The organism is Alteromonas sp. CH_MED4-4 (assembly GCF_037029575.1).
Lineage (GTDB): Bacteria > Pseudomonadota > Gammaproteobacteria > Enterobacterales > Alteromonadaceae > Alteromonas > Alteromonas macleodii.
Genome location: NZ_JAYMEU010000040.1, coordinates 1 through 24,341, shown reverse-complemented (window position 1 = coordinate 24,341; position 24,341 = coordinate 1). Strand labels below are relative to the sequence as shown.

At 41.9% G+C, this 24,341-nt stretch carries 24 protein-coding genes; 17 read left to right on the top strand and 7 right to left on the bottom strand.

Going from position 1 to position 24,341, the window contains the following annotated elements; translation table 11 throughout:
* Positions 1–83 precede the first annotated feature (83 nt).
* From WA381_RS19440 to WA381_RS19430, 3 genes are all read left to right on the top strand, one after another.
* On the top strand, positions 84–479 hold the full coding sequence (locus WA381_RS19440) for an ion channel (protein WP_015066041.1): 396 nt from the start codon (positions 84–86) through the stop codon (positions 477–479).
* A gap of 352 nt (positions 480–831) precedes the next feature.
* Positions 832–1,953, top strand: coding sequence for an RHS repeat-associated core domain-containing protein (locus WA381_RS19435; RefSeq protein ID WP_061487024.1), 1,122 nt, complete (start codon positions 832–834; stop codon positions 1,951–1,953).
* 3 nt (positions 1,954–1,956) lie between these two features.
* Entirely contained in the window at positions 1,957–2,412 is a 456-nt protein-coding gene (locus WA381_RS19430; protein ID WP_139125469.1) for a hypothetical protein, read from the top strand.
* Positions 2,413–2,733: 321 nt separating this feature from the next.
* Here WA381_RS19430 and cadR read toward each other — a convergent pair whose 3' ends face one another.
* Positions 2,734–3,123 (bottom strand): Cd(II)/Pb(II)-responsive transcriptional regulator, encoded by a 390-nt coding sequence (gene cadR, locus WA381_RS19425; protein ID WP_015065929.1) that lies wholly within the window; start codon positions 3,121–3,123, stop codon positions 2,734–2,736.
* Positions 3,124–3,202: 79 nt separating this feature from the next.
* On the opposite strand from cadR, the gene WA381_RS19420 reads away from it, so the two are divergent.
* From WA381_RS19420 to WA381_RS19400, 5 genes are all read left to right on the top strand, one after another.
* Positions 3,203–3,820, top strand: coding sequence for a cation transporter (locus tag WA381_RS19420; protein WP_156079174.1), 618 nt, complete (start codon positions 3,203–3,205; stop codon positions 3,818–3,820).
* Positions 3,786–4,202: a hypothetical protein gene (locus WA381_RS19415; protein WP_015065927.1), complete on the top strand. Its 417-nt coding sequence runs from the start codon at positions 3,786–3,788 to the stop codon at positions 4,200–4,202. Before WA381_RS19420 ends, WA381_RS19415 begins: the two co-directional genes overlap by 35 nt.
* Positions 4,203–4,274: 72 nt before the next feature.
* Entirely contained in the window at positions 4,275–5,609 is a 1,335-nt protein-coding gene (locus WA381_RS19410) for a TolC family protein (RefSeq protein WP_029937684.1), read from the top strand.
* A complete protein-coding gene (locus WA381_RS19405) occupies positions 5,609–6,544 on the top strand; it encodes an efflux RND transporter periplasmic adaptor subunit (protein ID WP_015065925.1) in 936 nt (311 codons plus the stop codon). Before WA381_RS19410 ends, WA381_RS19405 begins: the two co-directional genes overlap by 1 nt.
* 60 nt (positions 6,545–6,604) lie before the next feature.
* Positions 6,605–9,715, top strand: coding sequence for an efflux RND transporter permease subunit (locus WA381_RS19400; protein ID WP_156087448.1), 3,111 nt, complete (start codon positions 6,605–6,607; stop codon positions 9,713–9,715).
* Between the two features lie 211 nt (positions 9,716–9,926).
* Here WA381_RS19400 and WA381_RS19395 read toward each other — a convergent pair whose 3' ends face one another.
* From WA381_RS19395 to WA381_RS19385, 3 genes are all read right to left on the bottom strand, one after another.
* Positions 9,927–10,142 carry a hypothetical protein gene (locus tag WA381_RS19395; protein ID WP_061093927.1) on the bottom strand — a complete coding sequence of 72 codons (216 nt, stop codon included), beginning with the start codon at positions 10,140–10,142 and terminating at the stop codon, positions 9,927–9,929.
* A gap of 2 nt (positions 10,143–10,144) precedes the next feature.
* Complete coding sequence (locus WA381_RS19390) at positions 10,145–10,462, bottom strand: hypothetical protein (RefSeq protein ID WP_061487026.1); 318 nt, start codon at positions 10,460–10,462, stop codon at positions 10,145–10,147.
* A 900-nt stretch (positions 10,463–11,362) separates the two neighbouring features.
* Positions 11,363–12,121 (bottom strand): IS5 family transposase, encoded by a 759-nt coding sequence (locus WA381_RS19385; protein ID WP_156087447.1) that lies wholly within the window; start codon positions 12,119–12,121, stop codon positions 11,363–11,365.
* Positions 12,122–12,266: 145 nt separating this feature from the next.
* Between WA381_RS19385 and WA381_RS19380 the strand changes: the two genes are divergently transcribed.
* From WA381_RS19380 to WA381_RS19345, 8 genes are all read left to right on the top strand, one after another.
* Positions 12,267–12,533, top strand: a complete 267-nt coding sequence (locus WA381_RS19380) for a hypothetical protein (RefSeq protein ID WP_069945580.1) — start codon at positions 12,267–12,269, stop codon at positions 12,531–12,533.
* A 662-nt stretch (positions 12,534–13,195) separates the two neighbouring features.
* A complete protein-coding gene (merR, locus tag WA381_RS19375; RefSeq protein ID WP_156087446.1) occupies positions 13,196–13,594 on the top strand; it encodes an Hg(II)-responsive transcriptional regulator in 399 nt (132 codons plus the stop codon).
* A gap of 74 nt (positions 13,595–13,668) precedes the next feature.
* Positions 13,669–14,013 (top strand): mercuric transporter MerT family protein, encoded by a 345-nt coding sequence (locus WA381_RS19370; RefSeq protein WP_020743019.1) that lies wholly within the window; start codon positions 13,669–13,671, stop codon positions 14,011–14,013.
* A gap of 35 nt (positions 14,014–14,048) precedes the next feature.
* On the top strand, positions 14,049–14,324 hold the full coding sequence (gene merP / locus WA381_RS19365) for a mercury resistance system periplasmic binding protein MerP (RefSeq protein ID WP_020743018.1): 276 nt from the start codon (positions 14,049–14,051) through the stop codon (positions 14,322–14,324).
* Between the two features lie 4 nt (positions 14,325–14,328).
* On the top strand, positions 14,329–14,775 hold the full coding sequence (gene merC, locus WA381_RS19360; protein WP_020743017.1) for an organomercurial transporter MerC: 447 nt from the start codon (positions 14,329–14,331) through the stop codon (positions 14,773–14,775).
* Positions 14,772–16,412: a mercury(II) reductase gene (gene merA / locus WA381_RS19355; protein WP_156087445.1), complete on the top strand. Its 1,641-nt coding sequence runs from the start codon at positions 14,772–14,774 to the stop codon at positions 16,410–16,412. The genes merC and merA overlap by 4 nt, the downstream gene beginning before the upstream one ends.
* 806 nt (positions 16,413–17,218) lie before the next feature.
* Positions 17,219–18,364 (top strand): reverse transcriptase domain-containing protein, encoded by a 1,146-nt coding sequence (locus tag WA381_RS19350; protein WP_156079176.1) that lies wholly within the window; start codon positions 17,219–17,221, stop codon positions 18,362–18,364.
* A gap of 4 nt (positions 18,365–18,368) precedes the next feature.
* Positions 18,369–19,724 carry an ATP-dependent nuclease gene (locus WA381_RS19345; RefSeq protein WP_156079177.1) on the top strand — a complete coding sequence of 452 codons (1,356 nt, stop codon included), beginning with the start codon at positions 18,369–18,371 and terminating at the stop codon, positions 19,722–19,724.
* 286 nt (positions 19,725–20,010) lie between these two features.
* On the opposite strand, the gene WA381_RS19340 is transcribed toward WA381_RS19345, so the two are convergent.
* Positions 20,011–20,973 carry a hypothetical protein gene (locus WA381_RS19340; protein WP_156079178.1) on the bottom strand — a complete coding sequence of 321 codons (963 nt, stop codon included), beginning with the start codon at positions 20,971–20,973 and terminating at the stop codon, positions 20,011–20,013.
* 442 nt (positions 20,974–21,415) lie between these two features.
* Positions 21,416–22,390, bottom strand: a complete 975-nt coding sequence (locus WA381_RS19335) for a tyrosine-type recombinase/integrase (RefSeq protein ID WP_061487031.1) — start codon at positions 22,388–22,390, stop codon at positions 21,416–21,418.
* A gap of 221 nt (positions 22,391–22,611) precedes the next feature.
* Here WA381_RS19335 and WA381_RS19330 point away from each other — a divergent pair, with 221 nt between their 5' ends.
* Positions 22,612–23,469 carry a hypothetical protein gene (locus WA381_RS19330; RefSeq protein WP_156087444.1) on the top strand — a complete coding sequence of 286 codons (858 nt, stop codon included), beginning with the start codon at positions 22,612–22,614 and terminating at the stop codon, positions 23,467–23,469.
* A 305-nt stretch (positions 23,470–23,774) separates the two neighbouring features.
* On the opposite strand, the gene WA381_RS19325 is transcribed toward WA381_RS19330, so the two are convergent.
* Entirely contained in the window at positions 23,775–23,981 is a 207-nt protein-coding gene (locus WA381_RS19325; RefSeq protein ID WP_289622244.1) for a hypothetical protein, read from the bottom strand.
* Positions 23,982–24,341: the final 360 nt, after the last annotated feature.

The window sequence follows — 24,341 nt, the reverse complement described above, 5'->3', positions numbered from 1 at the left end:
TCTTTCTAACAAAAGAAAGCTTGAGAGAGGTCACAAACCAATCAATCTTAACTAGTCAAGTTTTGTACCAACAAGGAAATATTATGTTTTTGTCTATATTAATAGTTTTAACTGCACTGTTGATCTGCGTAGGGCTGCATCTTTTTAATATTTCAGTAGTCGCGGACAATATCAGCGAGAGATTGAAGGGAGCTTGGATAAAAACACTGTCGGTAGTCGTTATTGCCATTTCGAGCCAACTTTTACTAGCAGTCATTTTTACTCTGGCGTATGAAATTGGACTTTATTTCGAGCTCGGCGATTTTAAGCAACCTGCCACTTCCATGGATATTTTTTACTTTTCACTAACTACGATTACTACATTGGGTCTTGGAAGTATCGAGCCGGACGGACATCTACGAATGATAGCAGGAGTTGAATCGGCTACAGGGTTTCTACTAATAAGCTGTTCAGCATCGAAAGTGTTCAAGCATATGTAATGTAAAAACTGTAACCTGAGAAGATGTAAACCTCACCCGTCAGGACTAGTTTTTAATGAAACAATGTTTCGCAAATTATTGTCTTTTTAGATACTAAAAAGCGAACAATAGAGCACTCTTTGCTTCTCTCTTAAAGAAGTTTGAGGGTATGGCTTAGCAAACGTTTCAGAACCAAAAGCACGGTTGAAAGCTGACTTTATTATCTCAAAACTGATTTAAATCTGGGCTATGATCTTGGCGCTTTTATTCGAGTCGCTTATGCAGATATATTTGGGATTACTATAGGAGCATACGCACAACTTCGGTAATTCCTTCATCCCTGATAACTCTAGTTTCCAAAAGCAGTTACAGCTTGAGTTCAAACAGATTCACATTAATCTATTCTATTGATTCAAACCAAAGTCGACTTAAAAGTATCAGTTCTTCTGGAAGCAAAGCAAAAGCCTATGGTTACTTTAACTACGATACTCGTGGCAATATTATTCATAACAGTCACTTTAGTATGAGTTACAACTTGGCGAATCAGATGACTGCGGCGAACGGATTTTCATTTACCTATGATGGATTCAATCGCCGAGTAAAGTCTGCGAAGAGCGGGAGCACGGCATATTATCATTACAGTCAAGATGGAAAGCTTCTCTTCAGTGAGAGTAATGGCGTTTGGAAAAACTACATTTATATTGGAAGTCGTCTCATAGCAAAAGATTCTAGTTCATCAGCAAGTTTTATTCATACTGATATTCTAGGCAGCACTACGGCGCAATCTAACAATAGTGGAACACTTATTAACAATAGTCGACGACACTATAAGCCATTTGGGGATACCTATGAGACTGCTAGTAATGAAATAGGCTATGCGGGACACAAGTTCGATAGTGAATTGGGCTTAAGCTATATGCAGGCACGATACTATGATCCAGTTATAGGTCGTTTTTACTCGAATGATCCTGTTGGATTCAAACTCTCTGACATATCTACATTTAACAGATACTCATACGTAAGCAATAATCCCTATAAATACGTTGACCCTGATGGTAGAGAAAAACATACTGTTAGCGTAACAGGTGAAGCGATAGCTGTTGCTGGAGCGAGAGTCTCTCTTTCATTGTCGTTCGATGATCAGACATTGGAGTTGTCGGCTTCTGTTAGTGCAAGTCCTAGACTGGGGGCTGGTTTATCATTAACACCTAGCTATCAACAGTCACCAAGTGGCGATGTGGCCAAAAACGAAACAATAGTAGAGACTTCAGTGAATGCAGACGCGGCTGTTGGGCCATTTGCGGTTGCACAGGACTTAGTTTCTGAAAAAACAATCAATGGTGACATACAACCGCAAGGAAGCGTCTCTGAACCGCAAGGTGATGCTAAAGGAAAGATTGGTGTTTCTGCCTCTGTAGGAGTGGAGGTTAAAGTCACACAATCAACAACTGCAATAGCGGATGCTGTAAATGCGGTCAAAGAAATTTTGGAGTAACTATTGAAATCAAAACTTTATGCAGTAAACAGCTCGAAATTGATGGCAATTTCGTTTGCTACTCTTGGGCTGTTTAACATTTATTACTATTACAAAAATTTTAGTAGGAAAGCTAAAGTCGAAGAATTCGACTTGGTTATCTTTGTAAAAAGTATTTTATATCCGTATTTTAGTTATTCATTTTTGGTTGATGTAGGTAGCACGACTAAACGTTCAAACTCCTTTGTGAAGTTTGTTTTTGTACTACAACTTGTATTTGTTGTCGGGGGAGTCGCGGTTGCTCATCCACTGAATCTATTGGGCTTTTTAACATTTATTCCACTCACAATAGTAAATAGTATGCTTCTTGAGGGAGATGCAGAAGTGGATGAGCTAAAGAAGTTTCCAAATGTGTTGATTTACTTAGGCTTCGCTATCGTTTCTACAATTGTTCTTTCAAGGATAGTCGATTATTTCTGATTTGAATTTGAAAACCCAAAAAGCTCGAGACTTGAGAGCTGCCAGTGAAGTTTGTGGCCAATATCTACGTCTCTAGTACGCTGAGACTGTAAAATAAATGCTCAGCGTTTTCGATTCAGAGATAAAACTTGTTGGTAAAGAACGGTGCGAATTGTAAAAATCTCTACGGGTCAATGGCAGAAAATCGTACACGGTAGACTACAAACGCTGAATATCAGGCTATTGATTTTTGCCTTATAAATCTACACAAATGACGAATGTTAGCCGATAGATACAAGTTAAGGTGAGCGCGCACAGTGAAATTGTGTTCTTCTTACAATTTTAAGTGTGTAAATAATTTAAAATACCACAGTCCCTAATGGTTTTGTCTTGGTCACACGATGACGCCATATTTTCGAGTGATGACTTTAATGCGTTTAGCTCTTCAATGCGAATAATGACGTCTGATAAATGCTTAGCTATTAACGTATTGATATTTGAACAGCTCTGATCTGGCCTCGAACGACTGTCCATTAGCGTTTTTACTTCCATGATAGACATATCTAATGAACGACACTGTTTGATAAACAGGAGTTGTTCAATAGTCCCCTTGTCGTAGACACGATAATTTCCACTTGAGCGCTTAAGCTCAGGCAAGAGCCCCTTCTTTTCATAAAAACGAATGGTCTGAATACTACAACCTGTCGTCTTTGCGACATCACCAATTTTCATTTTTTTCTCCTAACCGTTGACTCTATACCAAGTATAGACTTTATACTCATACTATTCATCAGTAAAGAGTGTGTTTCTAATGAGCGGATGTGGGTGCGAAGTTGAAATAAAAGACCAGTCTCAACGACAGGTTTTGTATTGGCTTTTGGGAATAAACGCGACAATGTTTGTTATAGAAATGGGGATCGGGTTGCTTGCTGATTCAACCGCATTAATAGCCGATTCACTTGATATGCTCGCCGACGCAGTTGTCTATGGTGTTGCCCTTTATGCTATTGGTAAATCGCTATTGCACAAAGCCAATGCGGCTAGAATTAGCGGCTTTTTTCAGATGGCACTGGGTGTGTTGATTATCATTGATATTGTAAGACGGTCAATTTACGGTAGCGAACCTGTATCGGGACTAATGATGGCTATGGGGGCAGTTGCACTGATTGCTAATGTCATTTGTCTTGTGATCATACGCAAACAAAGAAATGAAGAAGTGCATATGCGGGCAAGCTGGATATTTTCAGCCAACGATGTGATTGCCAACTTAGGTGTTATCTTTGCTGGCGTTTTGGTGTTTTGGCTCGATTCTCGATGGCCTGATCTGGTTATCGGTGTGATAGTTTCGTGCGTTGTGTTGCGCGGGGCAAAAATGATCCTCGAAGATGCTGGAAATGAAAGACAGCGAGCGCTTAATGCGCAAAGTTGATAAGAAAATGCCAATTTTTAATTGCACATCAAAACTGCGTAGGTTGGCATGGCTACTTATTACTTTGCTCATGTGTCAATCGGGCTTTTCGTTCGCCGCTCAATGCGATGACTACCCTGCGGAGGTATCGTCAGTCCCTGAACAATCAAAGTCGATAGGCACTTATGATGTTCCCGAAAAAAATGTAAATGCTGGTGATAATACGTCGAGTGAAGAGTCTAAGTGTTTCCATTGTGTGCTGTGTCAATGTGGACAGATTAAGTTTCTGGCACAACACCCAATAAATGACGTATCTAAACCGTTATATACCAATCAATACAGTTATTCCCGCAACGTCACTGACGGCCTAGTCGAAGGCCTTTTGCGCCCACCTCAACATTAATCCATTCCCTCCTATATGTTTGCATGGGTGCTTTCCATGTATGTCGTTATCTTATGAACAAAAGGTTCTTTTATGAGTTCTTCACGCCCATTGGGCATAAAAAAAGCTAGCTCAGCGTATCTGAAATTGATATCTGCTGCACTGGTAACCATGAGCATATCTGTTCAATCTGCCAATGCGCAAAAGTCTTCAATCACGCTTGAAAATGCGCTCAAACGCACATTATCAAACAACCCAGATTTAGTTGTGTTCGAATTTAAATCTTCGGCTTTGGATGGTGAATCAAAAATGGCCAGCTTACGACCTGAAATGTCTGTTGGGGTTGAAGTTGAAAATGTGTTGGGAACAGGCGAAGTGTCTGGTATCAAAGATGCCGAATTGACACTGACCTTATCGTCGGTCATCGAGCTTGGAGATAAAGTCAGCGGCCGAATGAATGTGGTGAGTTCAAAAAAAGCACAACTGCTTACACAACGGCGCATTCGTACGCTGGACATCTTGGGTGAAACAACTCGACGATATATCAATGTCATTGTCCAACAAGCGTTGCACAAGACTGAGCAACGAGCTGAAATGCTGGCTCGCACAATGCTTCAGACAGTCTCTACACGGGTTGAAGCGGGGGCTTCTTCACCACTTGAGAAAAAACGTGCAGAGTCAGCGTTGTCGCAGGCGCGTTTGTCGTTATTGATAAGTGAACAAAAACTCAATGAGTATAAACGCGACCTGGCCATCATGTGGGGTGACACTAACGCTGCGTTTGCGGAAGTTGAAGGGACACTGTTATCGTTTCCAAATTCACTATCACTTGAACATATGCTTTCACAGCTTCAAAGCAATCCACACGTTCTGCTTTATGCTGATAACTATCGGGTACAAGAGGCCAGATTGAGAGTGGTTCAGGCCAGTCAGCAGTTCGACATTGCGTGGGAAGCCGGTATCCGAAGAATGCAGGGAATTAATGACACAGCGTTAGTCGCCAGTATTTCGGTGCCGTTAAATACCAAGCAGCGGAATCTAGGAGAATACGAACAACAGCGCGCATTGCTTGACAGTATCGACTATCAAAAACAAGCGAAAATTCGTGAACTCACTCGCCAATTAAATCAAGTCATTAGTGCAAAAGATCAAGCCTTGCTCACTGTTACGACCCTTCAAGACAATGTCGTTCCCACATTGGAATCTGCATTGAAATTGGCGCGGGATGGCTATGAAAGTGGTCGCTACAACTATATAGAGTGGGTGACAACGCAACAGCAACTCATAGATATGCAACGAACACTGATAAAAGCCGCAGGCTTAGTCCACCTTCGAAGCGCAGATCTAGAGGCACTTACGGGAATTCCCGTGTTTTCTGACTCTCCCTCGACGTCTGCTCAATCATCAGAATTACTAGAGAAAAAATAATGAATACATCACAATTTACATTACTCACTAGCGCACGTGACTTGCTTGGCGTGTTAGCCATGCTACTTACTTTACTGTTTGCTACTGTCGCCCTGGCTGATGATGACGATGAGGAAGCCGAAGAAAGACCCGAGTACGTAGTGTTATCTCAAGAACGGATGCTTGAACACGATATCGTGACTGCTTCAGCCGCGTCAGGATCATTATCGCTCACAACCAGAACATTTGGGCGGATAGTTCATGATCCTGCGTCACTGAGTCATATTCGTGCCCGCTTCGACGGTGTTGTAAAACGTATCATGGTGAATATTGGAGATAAAGTAGAAAAAGGTGACACGCTGGCAATCATTGAGTCAAACGAGAGTTTAAATCAATACTCAATCACCTCACCGATGTCTGGAAAAATCATAGCTAGACACGCCAATGATGGTGAGCTCACCAACGGTCAAGTGCTGCTTTCTGTTGCTAATTACTCTCGCGCAATTGCTCAATTGGCTATTTTCCCCAAACAACGTACTCATATTGCCGCTGATATGGAAGTCACTTTAAGGCTTGAGGAATTGCAGCAACAATCAAGTATAAGCCACATTACGTCCTCACCGGATGACAAACCCTATTCTATCGCGTTTGTGAACGTTGATAATGGCAGTGGTTATTGGCCTTTAGGCGCTATGGTAGAGGGTTATATTCAGATTGGTTTCCAAGAAGTCAATCTGGCACTCCCCAAAAGTTCAATACAAGAGTTAGATGGGCAAACCATTGTTTTTGTCAAAGAAGGGGAACGATTTTACCCCCGCCAAGTAAAACTTGGGAACACGGACAACCGTTTAGTAGAGATTGTGAAGGGCGTTCAAATAGGCCAGCAAGTCGTTGTAGAAAATAGCTATCTACTAAAAGCTGATTTATTAAAAATGGAGGCGGGCGATGATGACTAATTACCTGCGCATTTATTGTCAAAAGCAAAGCCAAGTCCATAAAAACGGTGAGGTGAGAGCATGATTGCACGAATACTCCGTCTGTCGATTGAGCGCCGTGGTGTCATGATGTTGTTCGCCTTGTTTGTCGCCTTTTTTGGTATGTACAGTTACAAACAACTGCCGATTGATGCTGTGCCTGATATCACCAACGTGCAAGTGCAGATAAATACCGCAACCCCAGGTTACTCGCCTTTGGAGACTGAGCAACGCATAACGTTTATAGTTGAAACCTCGCTGGCCGGTTTGCCTAATTTATCGTATACCCGCTCGATATCACGCTATGGCTTGTCGCAAGTCACAGTCGTGTTTAAAGAGGGCACCGATTTATATTTCGCACGAAATCTCGTCAACGAGCGTCTCACCGCCATCGCGGCGCAATTGCCAACAGGGTTAACCCCTGAAATGGGCCCTATCGCCACAGGCTTGGGTGAAATTTACATGTACTCGTTAAGTGCTGAGCCTCAGGCGCGACAGGACAACGGTCAACCCTATGATGCTATGGCATTAAGGGAGATCCATGATTGGGTAGTTAAGCCCCAATTGTCGCTTGTTGAGGGGGTGACCGAGGTTTATGCGATAGGCGGATTTGAAAAGCAATATCATGTGAATCCTAATCCAGTCGCAATGATAAACTTTGGGATAAGTACAGGTGACCTTCTCAGTGCGCTAGAACGCAACAATGCGAATCAAGGCGCTGGTTTTGTAGAACAAAATGGGCAACAAGTACTGATCAGATCGGAAGCCCAACTGAAGGGCATCGACGATATCGGCCAAGTGGTTGTTAAGGTCATTGATGGCGTACCGGTAAAAATTCAAGACATCGCCCAAATCAACCTCGGTAAAGAGCTGCGCTCTGGAGCCGGCACGTTAAATGGCCAAGAAACAGTGATTGGCACGACAATGATGTTAGTGGGAGAAAACTCTCGTACGGTCGCCAAAGCTGTGGACAGTAAGCTCGAAACCATTAAAACAAGCTTACCCGAGGGCGTTATCCTTGAAGCGGTTTACGATAGAACAAGCCTCGTTGACAAAACCATCGACACAGTACAGAAAAACCTCGTCGAGGGCGCTTTACTTGTCATCGTTGTGCTATTCGTTTTGCTTGGGAATGTGCGAGCTGCACTTATTACAGCCGCTGTAATACCCCTGGCAATGCTTGCCACGATATCGGGTATGGTCAAAACCGATGTGTCTGCTAACTTAATGAGTTTAGGCGCACTTGATTTTGGCTTGATTGTCGATGGCGCAGTTATCATTGTTGAAAACTGTATCAGGCGATTATCCGAATCCCAGAAGCAAAACGGCGCAACTCTACCGCTCAAAGAAAGACTGAATGTTGTATATGAAGCCACTAATGAAGTCATACGTCCCAGTTTGTTTGGTGTATTGATCATTACCATTGTTTATATCCCCTTGTTCACGCTCACTGGCGTCGAAGGTAAAATGTTCCACCCCATGGCAGCGACCGTGATAATGGCTTTGCTTGCCGCAATGGTATTTTGTTTTACCGTAGTGCCTGCGGCGATAGCAATTTTCATGAGAGGTAAAATTAGCGAAAAAGAAAGCCCAATTATTAAAGGTGCAAAGGCAGTCTATCGTCCTGTTTTAACGGGAGCGCTGCGTTTTAGATGGCTAGTGGTAGTAGCAGCGAGTGCTTTGGTTGTCGGCAGTTTATGGATGGGCAGTAAATTAGGCTCCGAGTTTATTCCCCAGCTCAATGAAGGTGATATCTTAGTACAGGCAATACGGATCCCTGGGACAGGGGTAGAACAAGCAGTTGAAATGCAAAAAACTCTTGAAGCGAAACTTATGCAGTATGAGCAAGTACAGACGGTATTCGGTCGCACGGGTACGGGTGAGGTCGCCACCGACCCTATGCCACCAAACATTACTGATACGTTTGTTATTTTAAAGCCTCGGGAGCAATGGCCCGATCCATCAATGACAAAAGCTGAGTTAGTGGAAACGTTTGAAGAGGACTTGTTTACTTTGCCCGGCAATAATTATGAATTTACGCAACCTATACAAATGCGTTTTAACGAATTGATTAGTGGCGTAAGGGCAGATTTGGGGATAAAGCTATTTGGGGATGACTTAGATACGCTCTTTGCATCTGCTTTTGACATTTTGACCGTTATTTCAACGATTGAAGGAGCTGATGACGCGAGGCTTGAGCAGGTAGAAGGCATTCCAATCTTCACCGTCACACCAAAGCCTGATCAATTGGCACGCTTTGGTTTGGATATAGCCGACTTGCAGTTATGGCTCAATGCTGCGACAGGTGGAGAAACCGCTGGAATGATTTTTGAAGGCGACAGACGCTTTGAGATTGTCGTGCGATATGGCGACGACATTCGAAATGAACTCACTCAGCTTGAGAGCGTTCCCATCGTCACGCCCTCTGGTGAGCATGTACCGATAAGCGAATTAGCCACACTGGCATTTAAAGAAGTACCTAGCCAAATAAGCCGGGAAAATGGCAAACGTAGTATTGTTGTCACAGCAAATGTGCGTGACAGAGATATTGGCACTTTTGTTGAAGAAGCTCAGGCGAGAATCAATGATGAAGTAGATTTACCTGCTGGTTATTGGCTCGACTATGGTGGAACCTTTGAGCAGCTCGAGAGTGCGAGTCAACGATTGACTATTGTGGTACCGGTTACGTTGTTTGTGATTTTGACAATGCTGGTAATTGCGTTTGGTTCTATACGCGATGCGTTGATTATCTTCACAGGTATCCCTTTGGCATTAACAGGCGGTGTAATGTCTCTTTGGTTAAGGGATATGCCTTTATCCATATCCGCGTCGGTAGGATTTATCGCGTTGTCTGGGATTGCCGTATTAAACGGATTGGTAATGCTGTCCTTCATCAAGCAACGTTTGCTAGAAACCGGAGAATTAGTGAATAGCATTGTTGAAGGGGCACTTATTCGCTTGCGTCCGGTATTAATGACAGCACTAGTGGCAAGCCTTGGATTTGTGCCCATGGCGCTCAATACGGGCATAGGTGCAGAGGTGCAACGGCCTTTGGCCACGGTGGTCATCGGCGGGATAATATCGTCAACCTTGCTAACACTGGTAGTGCTGCCTGTACTCTATCGACTCGTGCATAGTAAAGGGGATCAGTAGTGTTCTTGGGCATTTATTCGTAAATGCCCAAGTTTTACCTGAACGATTTTTAGGTACCTATTGACTCTTTATTAAGTATAGACTTTACAATCATATTCTTAACGTCATGTACGATAAGGATAGATATGGTTTCGCTTATTTTAATATCTGTATCTAACCTTTGTGAGCCCAACCCATTCGCCCTCGGTGTTCTAAGCGGGGGCTTTGTTTTTTATAGCAGGCAAATCACTTCCTCGAACTCACCATTTCGCCAGAACCCAAGTGATTTTTTTCCTCTGGGCGTGATGCGTTCAATGTAGTTTGGGAAATCGGTGTGCTTACCGTAAAGCGTATTCCCGTGAGTTAACAGTTCATGACTGAGAGCATCAGAAAGACTATCTCGTGAGATCTGTTTAGCTAACTTCAGCACATCAAGTGAGTTGATCATAATTATTTTCCGGTAAGCTTATTAAATAAGTACCCAGAACTTTCTTCATTAAGCGAGACACTATGTTTGGCGGCAAAGGCTCTGAGCTTTCTATCGTATATAGTCATATTACGCTCATCGCGACAGAAGAACTTTATAGTTGCTTCATTCTCGTAATAGTAAGCCCGAATATCGTTTTCACCAGCGTCGATGTTAATGCCTCCATCATTTAGCCAGTAAGCTTTCTGACCAGCGACAAAGTTCTCCTTAGCAAATGACGATAAGATGTCTTCAACTTGCTTAGGCGCTACAGCGAGAAAGTGAGTTTGGCAATAAGGCATGAACATCGGCTTTGGTTGCGTTGTTATCTATCAAGCATAGCTAAGAACTGACTTTGAATATCGATCTTTTTGTCAGTAATCTTTTTTCACTGCGCCAAGCTTGAGCAAGCCATCATAGCGAAAGCAATGCACTCTCTTACATACTCCAGCGCCTGTTTTATAAGCGTTACTACCGTACCTTTGTTAAGCCGAATACTGCCCAAGGTCGGTGGCCCAGAAGCCGTGAAAATAGCAGTTACCTTGCAAAGGGAAGGCTCCTTGATGCACCTGCCTACGCCGGAATTCTCGGTTTCAGTAAGAGGGTTGCTTGAGTGACCACTGACTTCAAAATCAAGCCATCATCAATAAAGTTCATAGGTAAACCTCTGGTAACAGTATAAAACTCCTTACTCTTTTCAGATCTCCGCGCAAGTTGCATTTTGCTGTAAAAGTTGTTATTAACACTAAAATTCTGATTAATAAGTATAAAACTGTTATTTTTCCTCAATGCTTTTTCGTGTAATCACCTACTCGAACGGCCTGTTGTGGTTGATGTAGATGTAGCGGTCAATATGACATGGCCAGTCCAGCAACTCTAATTACATGGCCAAAGTCACTGTTCCACTACAGCTAAAACAACTCACAGGTCGGAGCCTGCATTAATTGGGATTGCTCAAATAACTCACAGATCTAAATTTTCCATCAGGTAGATTTAACAACATTAAAATATTATACTTCTGCCGTGGGAGTACCGTTTAGTGAGCTAAGAGCGGTTGAGGATAAATCGTTACCGTTGGAAGGTAAACCACCTTCATTTGATGACAACCTTATCATCCATGGCGATAACCTCGTAGCCATAAAGACGAGCATTTAAATGGAAACGATGACACTAGAGGCTGTTGATCTTTGAACATTATTTGTTCAGCAGTACATTGGTAGCCACATCATCATGAATGCCAATGCGACTGTACTGCTATAGTTTCGAGCTAGCTTGTCGTATCTTGTTGATATTGCCCGGTACCTTTTTATCCTCAAATGCGCGTTTTCAACAAGATGCCTATATCGATACAGGCACCAGTCCATATCGTCATTACCTAATTTGTTATTTCGTTTGCGTGGAATATTGGCATCTGCTCCACTTTCTTCTACGTAAGCTCTAAAAGCTTCACTGTCATAGCCTTTATCAGCACAAACAATATTGGCTTGTGGGGAGTTTATTATCAGACTTTGTGCATGTACGATGTCGTTCACTTGACCACCGGATAGTTCAAAATAAACGGGCAGGCCACCGCTATCTACCGCAAGGTGAATTTTCGTTGAGTTACCACCTCGACTTTTTCCGATGGCCTCATCTTGTTTACCCGCAGCACCGCTACTATCCTGATGCGCTTTAACTATACTACCATCAAGAAACAACCATTCTGGGTCACCCTCGGAGGCTAAGCTTTCAAATAACTTTTGCAATATGCCTTTCTTCGACCATAAATTAAATCGTCGGTAGACCGTATTCCAGAGACCAAATTCAGATGGCAAATCCCGCCACTGAATGCCGGTACGCATTCGGTAAAGTATGCCCTCCAGGGTATTTCGGTGCTCATATTTGTTATAGACTCTGCCACTCTCCTTTAGCAGTACTTTTAGGATTTCCCACGCATCATCTGTTAACATCGTTCTTGGCACAGCAACATTACGGTTAATTATTTTTGGCGAAACAATTATACCTCGTTGCTATGCCGGCTGCTTTTCATACAAAGATCAACAACCTCTAGCGTTCAATCAAGACAATATGCCATTATGTATCAAATATTACGGCATATTGTTTATTATGAATAGTTTATTGCATTTAAAAGAAGGTGCATTTGCTGAGCGACTCACCGATAAAGCGATCACCAAAGTCATCGCTCAGGAAAGTAAAGATGATGAACTTAAGTTTTTTGTTTTTGCAATTAACGCTGATACTAAAACAGCATACGTTATGCGCCATGGCCGTTCTGATGCGCTGCGGACATGGCGCCTGGACAATCTAGCAAGGTTTTTAAAATTGCACGCTGTAGACGCTTTTGAAGTGCAATACGCGAAAATACAAGATTAATAAAGGTCAGTTGGGCATGGAATGTATTTTTAAAGCAAGAGAGCAACTGGAGCGTATCTGGCCACTAACAGAATTATGTTCTGCGCCGCCTACCACTCGGAATAAACTCATTTCATCAATGTTATTTGGGCTATTTGCATTCTAAGGTTGGATATTGAAATTTCATCCAGATGGCGACATTTCCGATTTGTGCAAAACTTGGTAGAAACTGGTTTGATAGTCAAGGTCGCCTAAAGACAAACAGCGGACATTCAGGTCATCATTTGGACTTCCGGTTTAAGCAATATTGCTTTCATCCCCACCTACAAGAATGCATCTCTGGAGTGTGCCGGATAGTGTCTGTTAGCGCGTTTCACTCTAATTGAACCTTTGGTTTGTGTGATTTGCTAATTGTCTTGGTTATGTACAGGAGAAAACTTTACAGACATACGCTGTGCACCGCAGCCATTAGAGCTAAAAAGCAAGCGATATTCGTCGGTTGTCGATGTACATTTTATTCTGCTTTACAAAAGTATAAAGCTTTAAATCGGCGAACCCTTCTCCACAACCATTTTGAATGAATAGTAGATAATCGATAGGGTTACTGTTACTAATTTTACCGTGTCGATATAAGCAGCATATATGTAAAATGAAATGAGAATTTATCAAAAGTAGGCCACATTATGCCAAACAGAACTATTAGCAAACTGGTAAAAGAAGTTGGGGTGAATGTCGAAACTATCCGCTTTTACGAGCGCAAAAGTTTAATTGAACAGCCCACAAAGCCAGAAACAGGCTACCGACACTACTCTGATGAAATAGTTAACAGAGTCAGATTTATCAAAAGAACCCAAGAACTAGGTTTTTCTCTAAAGGAGATCGAGAATCTACTCAAATTAAACGACTCCCCGTGTAGCCAAGTTCAAGATTTGGCTGAAGCCAAGCTAGAATCTGTAGCCGATAAGATCAGTGATTTAAAAAAATTACAAAAGGCGTTAACCGAGTTGGTTGGTTTATGTCATTCTAATGCCGATAAAAACACCTGCCCAGTCATTGACTCACTTCAACCGAATTCAAAATAACAAAAAACGCTTGACTCCGTACCTAGATACGGCATTCATACTCTAGTTAAGTTCATAAACTGGAGTATGAAAAATTGAACCAAGATTCAAACTTACCTTTGATTAGTGGGGTAATTGCAGCCATTGGTGCAGGATTATGCTGTGCTGGACCGTTGGTTTTGCTTTTACTCGGCATTAGCGGTTCTTGGATAAGTAACCTAACGCTATTAGAGCCATACAGACCAATCTTTATAGTTTTGGTTATTGCTGCATTTGGGTTCGCAGGCTGGAAAGTTCATCGACCTATCGAAAAATGTGAGCAAGGCACTGCATGTGCAATTCCAAAAACAAGAAAACGCAGACAAGTCACTTTTTGGGTATCAGCACTAGTCGCACTTGTCCTTGTGACGAGTAATTACTGGATCATTTGGTTTGCGTAAGTTTTCGAAAAATCTTTAAAACGGAGAATATCATTATGAAAAAATTAATAACTTGTTTATTACTTAGCGTGTCGGCGGCGTCTGTTGTGGCAAAAGAACAAACGGTTACGCTGGAAGTTCCTACCATGAACTGTGTGACCTGTCCGATTACCGTTAAAAAAGCCTTAGAAAACGTTGATGGTGTGAAACTCGCCAAAGTATCGTATGACACTAAATTAGCGTTGGTAACATTTGATGACGAAAAGGCCACCATCAAAGCACTCACTGATGCCACAACGAATGCGGGCTACCCATCCAAGAAAGTTAAGTAGTCTTATGAAGAAACTACTGAATATAACCACACGTTTTGGAGAAAAAGCAGGTGCTATTGGAGCGCTCGTTTCCGCGATGGGGTGTGCGATGTGTTTCCCTGCAATTGCCAGCTTAGGCGCTGCAATTGGAATGGGATTCCTGAGTCAGTGGGAAGGACTGTTTATCAATACCTTATTGCCCTTTTTTGCTTGGGTTGTACTCGTACTAAATGGTTTAGGGTGGCTGAGTCATAAACAATGGCGACGAAGCGCCATCGGTATGATAGCTCCCGTCCTTTTACTATTGTCTTTGTACCCTTGGTTTAAATATGGGTGGAGTACATACGTAACCTATTCAGCACTAGGGTTAATGGTCTTGGTATCGCTATGGGATATATTTTCACCTGCTTACCATCGCTATGATGGCACATGTGACACAACTGACAATATTGGCGCTAAGGAGTTAAAATGATTAAGTTAAGTATTCAAGGCATGACATGCCCCAGTTGTGCACCTAAGGTTCACAATAAAATAATCAAACTAGAAGGCGTACTTGACGTTTCAGTCTCTTATGAAGAGAGTTTAGTCTCAATCACTCCGTCAGAAGATTTCAACGTCCAGAGTGCAATTGACGCCTTAGAGTCAGAGGGCTACCAATCTCATGCGCAGGGGGATTCTTGTTGTGCATCTGATCAGTTTGTATCAAATAAAAAACATCTGCATGTTGCCATTATTGGCAGTGGATCTGGCGCATTCGCTTGTGCAACCAAGGCTGCTGAAGGTGGCGCAAAAGTTACCATCATTGAGGGAGCAGACGTTATAGGTGGCTGCTGCGTAAATGTAGGCTGTGTGCCATCAAAAATATTGATCAGAGCCGCACAACTCGCGGAGCAACAACGTAACAATCCATTTGCAGGTCTTGAAAATCACCAGCCGCAATTAAATCGAGCATTATTGTCGCAGCAACAATCGGCACGTGTTGAGGAGTTGAGACATGCTAAATATCAGAACATCTTAGATACAACCCCTTCTTTGAGTCTTATCAAAGGTTATGCACGCTTTAAAAACGCCAACACTCTGATTATTGATAAACCAGACGGTGATCAACAAGAAATCAGTGCGGATAAAATTTTAATTGCTACGGGATCTACTCCCACCATTCCAGCAATCAATGGGTTGAGCGGTACGCCTTATTGGACTTCAACAGAAGCACTATTTGCAACTGATTTACCAGAGCATTTGGTTGTTATAGGCTCATCAGTAGTGGCACTGGAAATCGCTCAAGCGTATCGTCGGTTGGGTTCTGAAGTGACGGTGCTTGCAAGGCATACCTTACTATATCGTGAAGATCCATTATTAGGTGAAGAACTGGAGAAATGTTTCAAAAAAGAAGGCATCAATGTTCTTACTTATACGAGTGCCAAAAACATTGCCCACGATGGTAAACAATTTATTATCGACTCAAACAACGGTCAAATCACCTCTGACAGACTACTTGTATCAACGGGACGTCATGCCAATACAGAAAAACTCAACTTAAAAGCGGTGGGTGTACAAGTTACCGAGCGAGGCGAAGTAATGGTCGATGAAAAGATGCAAACAAATGTCGAAGGTATATATGCAGCAGGTGACTGCTCGAACATGCCACAATTTGTTTACGTAGCGGCAGCCGCAGGCAGCCGAGCAGGAACGAATATGACTGGTGGTGATGTGAATTTAGATCTAACGACTATGCCTGCCGTTATTTTTACCGATCCCCAAGTAGCTACGGTAGGATTAACTGAAACTCAAGCGAACCAGCAAGGCATTAGTACGATAAGTCGGGTGTTACCAATGGAAAATGTGCCTAGAGCATTAGCTAATTTTGAAACTGACGGGTTTATTAAATTAGTTGCAGAGGAATCCACAGGTAAGCTGATAGGCGCACAAATATTGGCTCATGAAGGTGGTGAGCTTGTTCAAAGCGTAGCAATTGCCATTATCAACAATATGACAGTTGAAGAATTAGCAGGACAACTATTTCCTTACCTGACAATGGTAGAGGGGTTAAAACTATGCGCTCAAACCTTCAATAAAGACGTATCTGAATTATCCTGTTGCGCAGCTTAATCGAACCTAATATGTTAGAGCTAGCGCTTATGCTAGCTCCACCTTTACAAAACAATTGATGTTTTTTTGAACGCTCATATACATGAAAAATATGTAAAGGCCAACTTCCGCTTTACGTAAAGCTGACGCTCAGAGCCATGTAAAATTGATAGCGATTATGATCGGATGGTAGGCGCAAAAAATAATTGGTGCGCAGTGTCTAGAACATTCATGGCAAAGGACGCTGGCAACGCATCGTGCCAATCAGCCAACGGGCGCTAGAATGGATCACATTATACTGGCAACGAATTCGTCCCATTTTTGGTTGTGATTGTTTTTTGGGCTAATAACGGAAACGATTATTTGCCTAACATGTTATCTGATGTGGTCGCCAAATATGTTAAGCAAGTTTTCAGCCTCATGGAGCGTGTCATTTGTTTAGGCATGTAACAGTAACATTAATGCTAGATAACGATGCAGAGAGCCGGCATGTACATGTGATGTTATGACACGCAAGTTTAAGTTCAACAAAGATGTATACGCATGTTAGTCAGGAAAAAATTGCATGCGGTTTATCAGTGGACTCATCCTTTGGCAATGACCTCTGGGGTTGAAATTATCTAGCTAAATGGAGCTCAAGGGTGATTACATAGCTGTTCTTTTGAGCTTCAAGCCAACCTTGAGGATCAGTAAGAATTGAAAAAAACAACTCAAAACCATATACTACACATATACCTCGTGACTAGAAGTAACTTCAGTCGAAAAATTCGAGGTCACTACCGGCTATGATTCAGTTACTCTTCGCTGCGGCTATTTAAATTTTTTAAATGGCCGCAGTGTTAAGTAGTAAACCTCTTGAATCAAATTATCGTTTATTCGAGATTCGAGGCGTTTCGCTCCCGCTTGGCTTGTCATGGCTTACCGAAGGTTTGATTGCTCTATGCTCTATTGCTCTTCAGGGACTGCTTATCGCAATGAAAACAAACGCAAGCTATAGAACGTTTCAAGAAGTGTTTGTTTCCAATTTTCATAACTCTCTCTCATTTGATGACTTTCTTAATCTTTCCGTTGATAAGAACATTGAAGTTACCCAGATAAAAGAGCGCGAGATTGTTAAACCATCTGAACGGCTCAAACGCATACTTCATTTTTTGGCAAAAAACGTGTTTGACTATGGAATTATTGCTACTGAAGTGGTTTTTTCATATCGAAAAGGCGTAAATGTTCGTGATGCAGTATTACCTCACTCTAAAAACAAATTTTTCTTTCAGACGGATATATCGAATTTTTTTAGCAGCATAACAAAACCCCTAGTACGTAACTCGATCCGTAACGGATTGGGAAGTGTTCCTATTTCAGATGTTCATGAATATCTAGATGTCATTTTAAATCTTGTCTCATATAAAAATGGTCTTCCATTGGGGTTTCCTACGTCTCCCGCCATAAGCAATATGTGCCTGTTAAATTTTGATAAAGAGTTATTGATACAATCGAATAAATTAGATGTTAGTTACACCAGATATGCTGATGACATCATTTTGTCTGCGGACAATGAAGAGGTTTTAAGAAAGCTTGCGGCCATGGTTAGTGGGCTTTTGCAAGAGTTCGTCGGTGCGGAAATCAAACTAAATGAAACCAAGACTCGTTGTTTACAGAAAGGACAGAAAGTAAAACTGCTCGGAGTAGTGATTTTGCCCAATGGACAGATTTCGATTGATAGAGCCGATAAAGTTGAAATCGAAACATTGCTTCATTTCTACTTAACCAACGACGACAAGTTCTTAGGCTACGGATTAGCACTCAAAAACAAAAAAACTAAGAATGATAAGATTATTACTCGCGAAAATGTTATCTCGATGTTGTCTGGGCGCTTAATTGGCGCAAATGCAATGGCTCCAGAGTATCTATTGAAACTCCGCCAAAAGTACGGCAATACAATCATAGACATGTTTTTGCACAAGTCGGCAAAGTAACGAAATGCTGCTTTCAGTCGAAATTGAAAACGTACAACATATAGAGCACTGTTCTTTTGAAGTCGATCTTTCGCTAAATCAACTTCAGTGTTTGGTAGGTAAGAACGGGTGCGGAAAAACTACCCTCGTTAGAGCAATCCGCAATCTATCTATCAATGATACTTTTCAACAGACAGGAGCTCCCTACATATTTGATGATTCAAGCCATATCTCCTATCAAGTTGGAGACAAGGCATATAGTTTTGTATTCAACAAAAAGCTGAAAGCTATCGACTCTAGGGAGCTCATTGACAAAGACATTAGGCAATTGTTTGGTGTTGAGCTTCCTATCCCACACGGGAAACGTTTTAGTCATTTTCAGGAGCTTGTTAAGTACGACTCAGATATCCGCTCGAAAATAGCAAATGGTGATTTTGAAGTGCCGGAAGAGCTTATTCAATTTCTCAATCGAGTATATGGCGATGATAGATTCAATAGTCTCAAAAAAGTCAGCATCAAAAACAAGACTTTTTACGCCATTTTGCGAGATCCAGTAGAACGTTTTTATATCAGAGAAGACTACCTTAGCTCAGGAGAGTATTTCCTAATAAACTTGTATAGATACATACATGAAAAGCGTAAATGCATCGTTATAGATGAAATTGATATTGCTCTTGACTCATCAGCGCAAGTTAAACTTATCGAAGAGCTCCGAAGGCTATGCGAGCTTTATGAGGTAAATGTTATATTCACGACCCACTCTCTGGCCTTAATGGAGACGCTTAACGAGGGTGAATTGCACTATATGGAAAACTCAGAGGGGAAAGTTTCTATAAGGGAGATCTCACACAATTATGCAAAGAGCATTTTGTTTGGATTTCACAAAAACTGGGATCGTTATATTCTTGCGGAAGACGAGTTATCAGCAAATTTCATAAAGTATCTTATCCATAAAACTGGCGAGCAGATTTTTTCCAAATACATAGTGATTCATTTCGGTGGTGCTCAGAATACAGTTGATATACGAAATAGAAATGAGGCGCAGGAGTTCTTTTCTGGCCCTGAGAATGTCCTATGTGCGTTAGACGGCGATCAACTGAATGTCGGTAACCTTGCGAATTTGAAAAATGTTGTCTTTTTGCCCTACCAAGATTTAGAGCATGAACTTGGGCTTTATTGGGATGCTCGTCATGACAAAATTTATGATGAAGGATTAAACGTTAGAGGAAACTCACCGAAAAAACGGGGAAAATCTCTACTGAAGCAATATTCACACAATAAGCTTAAAACAGAGTTTGAAGTGTTTGAGTTTCTAATTAATCACTCACCTGATGGCATCGATGAATATCAAGCAAAACTGATAGAGTTTTTGTCCAGATAACGGTTATTGCTTGCATTTGGCAGTAGGTATCTATATTCAAGCAAGATACTATGCTCCTGATATAGATCGTTGTGTCGTGGCTCAGTAAATTTGGCCAAATCGTTACTCCTCGAACGTCTGGTGTTTGTCTTTTGCTGCCTACCAACTCAGCTCGCCCAGTATAATCGCGTTAGATAAAAAATGAACGCAACCGCTCACAAAAAATAACGATGAAATTAACGCTATCGATCTCCTTGCTCCTCAAGACTGATGCCATGAATTGTAGTACAGATTTTATTAGCCATGTTCACAACCCTGAAGTAGACAACAATTTATTTAATCGGACAGTTTCCCGTTGGAGCTCTGTATTGACGGCCTCTAAGCTGTCTACTTTTTTTGACAATGACGCGATTTCTTCGTCTTTATTCACTTCAATGTCTATCCCTAAAAGCTCACTCATCGGGTTAGGCACACTTCGAAATTGAAGAGCTTTCTCGCGCGTTTTTTTAAGCTCTTTGTTGAGCGCCATGATCTGAGTCTTCTTTGCTGCTTTGAGTTCGATAAGCTCTTCACTTAACGCAGACACTTGTTCCCACGCAGCAGCGATGCTCGCTTTAAAACGACTGATGTAACCGTCACGGGTTTTTTTAGCTACTTTGAAGTAGCGTTGCCTGTCTTTATTATGCGCCCGCTTCGTAACGCCGGAGATTGACGATAAAAGCGCGTAATCATTTAGAATTAACTGAATTATGCTGTTCACCGGGGCAATGGCTTTTACGACTTCTTCTTGTATATGTTTCTCCAGAACACTGAGTTCAGAGAAGGAAGCATCTGAGCCCCGACCTGATTGCTTGTCATAGCGCGCCAATTCTCGCGCAATGAGGTCAAAGAATTTAACAAAGATATCGCGATAGCCAATGTCTGAGGCTTTTTTCCCCAATAAGCGAGGACATATCGATGAGAAATGGCGATATTGAAGCTCAATGTCTAGCAACAGCATGGCCACCACTGCCACTTTTACATCGGAGGTAACGGCATAGCTATTTAAGTGGTTTGACGCCATCTCAACACACACCGTAGCCCTATGCAAAGAAGGCGCATCAATCGGTTTTAACTGGCCATCAAGCTGCAGTTGTTCGTAAAGCCTGGCTTCAATGTCAGCGAATTCTGATTTCAGTGAATCAATTTCGACGATAACATGTTCGAGGGTCACCCCATGAAGTGCAACGTCATCGTCATTGTCTAGCGCCTGATTCGGTTTAGCATTCATTGTCGGTCTCACAGAGTTAGTTAATGACGATTGTATAAATGACTGAAAGCGAAATATGAACACAGCCCGTAAATTACTAATAGGTTTGTGTTTTTCACTGTTGTAAAGAAAACACTAGTTTTACCTTCGTAAATGATTTTTTTATACCCGTCAGTACGTTACAAACATCTTTGTATACCCTTGCTTAATAACGTGAACACCGATTGAACAAGTGTTTTGTAAGATTAACGAATATAAAATATAAACCTCTGTCAGCACTGGTTTTTTCGTGAAAAAACAGATTTTTTTCTATTTTTCCTTAAGGGGAATTTTACTAGCGCTATCATGCATTAATAACCAAATTAGCACGATTTTGAAACAGCGCAATAACCGCGCTTGAAAGCGCAGCCGTTTGTGTCACCAGTGAGTTGTTAGGACAGCATTTTTCAATCAGTCTGTTGTCTTATCGTACATTGGCCATCCCAGTCTTTGTGACATCAAACTCTTCACCGTAATGCATCGGCATAGCTGAACTTGTCCACCCGCCGGCCTTTTGAATTTGATCTAATGAGATACCTCGTTCAAACATGGTTACCACCCCACCGACCCGGGTACTATGGCAGCTTGGTTTGAATTCTAAATTGAGTGTTGCCGCTAAATTCTTATATCTGGCCAAGAGTGCATGGTATTGCATCGCGTTATCTTGTACCGTTTGCTTGGGTGATAATTTTCTCAATAAGGGGCCATCCGCAATGCCCGTTCTTGTGAGCCATTTGTCGATAAGATTGATAGTGGTTGTTGAGATATAGCCGTACTGGCCTTTACCTGATTTATCGGTCTTGGAGCGAGGCGCAAAGATCCGTTGTTTAGCAAAATCGATGTGATGGATCTCAATAGCTAACAAATTGGATGCTCGGAATATCGTGTCTATCGCCGTATTAAAGATGACGGCGTCACGTAACCCAATCAGCGGATCCGTATCGAGTTTTGCATTGATGGCGTCAATAATTTCAAGGCGCATAGGCGCGGCTTGAGACTGACGACTGGGCTTTTGATTTATCTTATGGTTGGTGTATTCGGCAAAGAGTTTTGACTGTTTCCACGGGTCCGGCAATTCGCTTACACCAATGAAATAGCGCACTGACGCAATTTTTCGACGTATTGAATGATGCTTCAGTTTGGTCGACATCAAGTAGTCCAGATAGGCACGACATGTTGTTTTAGTCACATTGACATCACTGGCCATCGCCGGTAATGCATTATCTTTGCAAAACCCTAGGTACTGATTAAAGTCATACTGATAAGCGCGTTTCGTATTTTCTGACTTCAATTCCCATACATCGTCCTTTAACTCACGTAAGTTTCCAATTACGCGATCTCGATCTGATTCAGCGATCGCCATCGGTACATTTTCTACATGAATTAACATTGCGCTCATAAATAGGTGCTTTTTTATAATTTAAGATAATTCGACTTATATTGAATAATAGAGCAGGGGAGAGGGCAGATCAAGAAATCTCTTTTGCGTTACTAGTAACGCTTTATTTATATCTTATTCTTAGTACAACGATACGTAATACAAATAGCGTTACTAGTAACGCTTTCATTCTTTTTTGTTTTTAAGGTAATATGAGAGACAAGAAGAAGAAGGGGTGAACAATGTCTGACCAAAGCCTTTGGCAACAATTTCTACATGCGCAATTAAACACGTTCTTATCAACCTTACAGGAAAAGGATAAGGTTACCAACGTAAATATAGACAAGCTCGAGCGTGATGTTTTAGCGTTAGGAAAAAGCATGGGCTTCATCGCGTTGAGAAAACATATTAAGCCTCAAAAGCTAGGTGAATTTGAACAATCTTTCACCTTGTTCAAAGCACAAAAAGAGCAAGAGTTGTGGTCTGACTATCTAGCCAACCACCTAGTAAAGTTTCTATCTTCCATACCCGAATCAACGTATCTGAAAGACAAAGAAGCCCTCGTAAATGCTGACAGTGTAACAATAAAAGAATGGCAAACACTGGCCCCAAAAGCCCTATATTCGGCTATGCGAGCGTGGTTACCCCAGGCCTCAATTAAGCAATTTCAAAATCGCTATCGGGCTTATAAGCACCGCGGTATCAAACGCACTGACACCATAGATGTGAGCCCCCAAACCAAAACAATCATTGATATGGCAAAAGCTGAATTGCATGCCAGTAACTATGATGAGGTATTTGAACTCCTATTCTCAAAGCATTACAACGTCAGTGCCGACAGTGAAGTTAGAGCCGTAAAAGAACAGATTGCCGATGCATTACCTGCCTCCAAAAACCTGTTTTTAGAAGAATTCATGCTTAGATTAAACCCCAATGACAGAAATAGAGTGAAACTGCTCATTGAGATTGCTTTTAATGAAGGCTGGGATAGAGCAAAGACATGTAGAAAGCGAAAAGGGGACCCACGCGCAGAAGCGTTAGTGGACTGCAGTATTTTTACAACTGCTGCGAACTTCTCGACTGACAAAAGTAGTGACTAAGACACCTTGGGAAATGGCGGGTATTGTAAGCCAGGTATAACGAAGCTAAAGAAAAGGCGATATGTTTTGATTAGTCCGAATCTTTCATTACTATGGAGAACGGAAGGTGTGCACCAGTAACAAAAAGTGTTACAAGGCGGCGAATCGCCCCAGCGAATACCAGGGCATAGAAAACAAACCATGATTTTTTGAGCCTTCACTCCTTACACATGACCTTATCAATGTGTGATGAGGTGATAACCTCGACAAGAGAGTGAGCATTGCGAGCAGCTTACAGGTAAGAATCTGCGTTTTTTTCCGATAATTTATTCCAGCGAGTTTCCATCCCATTCATGGTTAGGATCGGGTATAAAAGTTGCCCCCACACCTTGAGTGTCAGCTGCTGTAACTAACCACCCACCAGGAACCTTAGTTCGATATGTGTACCTTATTACACCAGTGGTACCTTCATTTTTGAGAGGTTCCCAAGTAAGTTTAGGTGAAGCTTTGGAGCCACTTGTGAAAAGTCCCATTGTTTTCCCTTATTTGATAATTCTGGGTAGTTGTTTTATTGAGAAATGTGCTTGTAGGTAGCAAAAACCCAACACAGATTATTGCTTAGCGTGATAAAGCGGAGAGGAGCAGCTGTTGCAACTAACACGACGGCGGCTATCTGTTGCATTATGTGCACCTAAATTTCGAAGGGATTTTGAACCACAAAAAGCGCAAGCTATTCCATTTTGGACCCGCGGGGGCATTTGAACGAGAACCTACGGTTTTGAACCCAGTGACCACGTCGAAACCGTAGGTTTCCGGCGAATCATCCCTTCTCCTCATCTTCAATAAAGTATGTACCGTTGGGTAACACATGCTTATAGGGCAACAACGAGATA

Coding starts and splice junctions, on each gene's coding strand:
- WA381_RS19325 (WP_289622244.1), bottom strand. CDS start 23,981: ATGGGACTTTTCACAAGTGGCTCCAAAGCTTCACCTAAACTTACTTGG.
- WA381_RS19400 (WP_156087448.1), top strand. CDS start 6,605: ATGATTGCACGAATACTCCGTCTGTCGATTGAGCGCCGTGGTGTCATG.
- WA381_RS19405 (WP_015065925.1), top strand. CDS start 5,609: ATGAATACATCACAATTTACATTACTCACTAGCGCACGTGACTTGCTT.
- WA381_RS19345 (WP_156079177.1), top strand. CDS start 18,369: ATGCTGCTTTCAGTCGAAATTGAAAACGTACAACATATAGAGCACTGT.
- merA (WP_156087445.1), top strand. CDS start 14,772: ATGATTAAGTTAAGTATTCAAGGCATGACATGCCCCAGTTGTGCACCT.
- WA381_RS19415 (WP_015065927.1), top strand. CDS start 3,786: ATGAAAGACAGCGAGCGCTTAATGCGCAAAGTTGATAAGAAAATGCCA.
- WA381_RS19335 (WP_061487031.1), bottom strand. CDS start 22,390: ATGAGCGCAATGTTAATTCATGTAGAAAATGTACCGATGGCGATCGCT.
- WA381_RS19420 (WP_156079174.1), top strand. CDS start 3,203: ATGAGCGGATGTGGGTGCGAAGTTGAAATAAAAGACCAGTCTCAACGA.
- WA381_RS19350 (WP_156079176.1), top strand. CDS start 17,219: ATGGCCGCAGTGTTAAGTAGTAAACCTCTTGAATCAAATTATCGTTTA.
- WA381_RS19410 (WP_029937684.1), top strand. CDS start 4,275: ATGAGTTCTTCACGCCCATTGGGCATAAAAAAAGCTAGCTCAGCGTAT.
- WA381_RS19380 (WP_069945580.1), top strand. CDS start 12,267: ATGAATAGTTTATTGCATTTAAAAGAAGGTGCATTTGCTGAGCGACTC.
- cadR (WP_015065929.1), bottom strand. CDS start 3,123: ATGAAAATTGGTGATGTCGCAAAGACGACAGGTTGTAGTATTCAGACC.
- WA381_RS19330 (WP_156087444.1), top strand. CDS start 22,612: ATGTCTGACCAAAGCCTTTGGCAACAATTTCTACATGCGCAATTAAAC.
- WA381_RS19440 (WP_015066041.1), top strand. CDS start 84: ATGTTTTTGTCTATATTAATAGTTTTAACTGCACTGTTGATCTGCGTA.
- merP (WP_020743018.1), top strand. CDS start 14,049: ATGAAAAAATTAATAACTTGTTTATTACTTAGCGTGTCGGCGGCGTCT.
- WA381_RS19340 (WP_156079178.1), bottom strand. CDS start 20,973: ATGAATGCTAAACCGAATCAGGCGCTAGACAATGACGATGACGTTGCA.
- merR (WP_156087446.1), top strand. CDS start 13,196: ATGCCAAACAGAACTATTAGCAAACTGGTAAAAGAAGTTGGGGTGAAT.
- WA381_RS19395 (WP_061093927.1), bottom strand. CDS start 10,142: ATGATCAACTCACTTGATGTGCTGAAGTTAGCTAAACAGATCTCACGA.
- merC (WP_020743017.1), top strand. CDS start 14,329: ATGAAGAAACTACTGAATATAACCACACGTTTTGGAGAAAAAGCAGGT.
- WA381_RS19390 (WP_061487026.1), bottom strand. CDS start 10,462: ATGCCTTATTGCCAAACTCACTTTCTCGCTGTAGCGCCTAAGCAAGTT.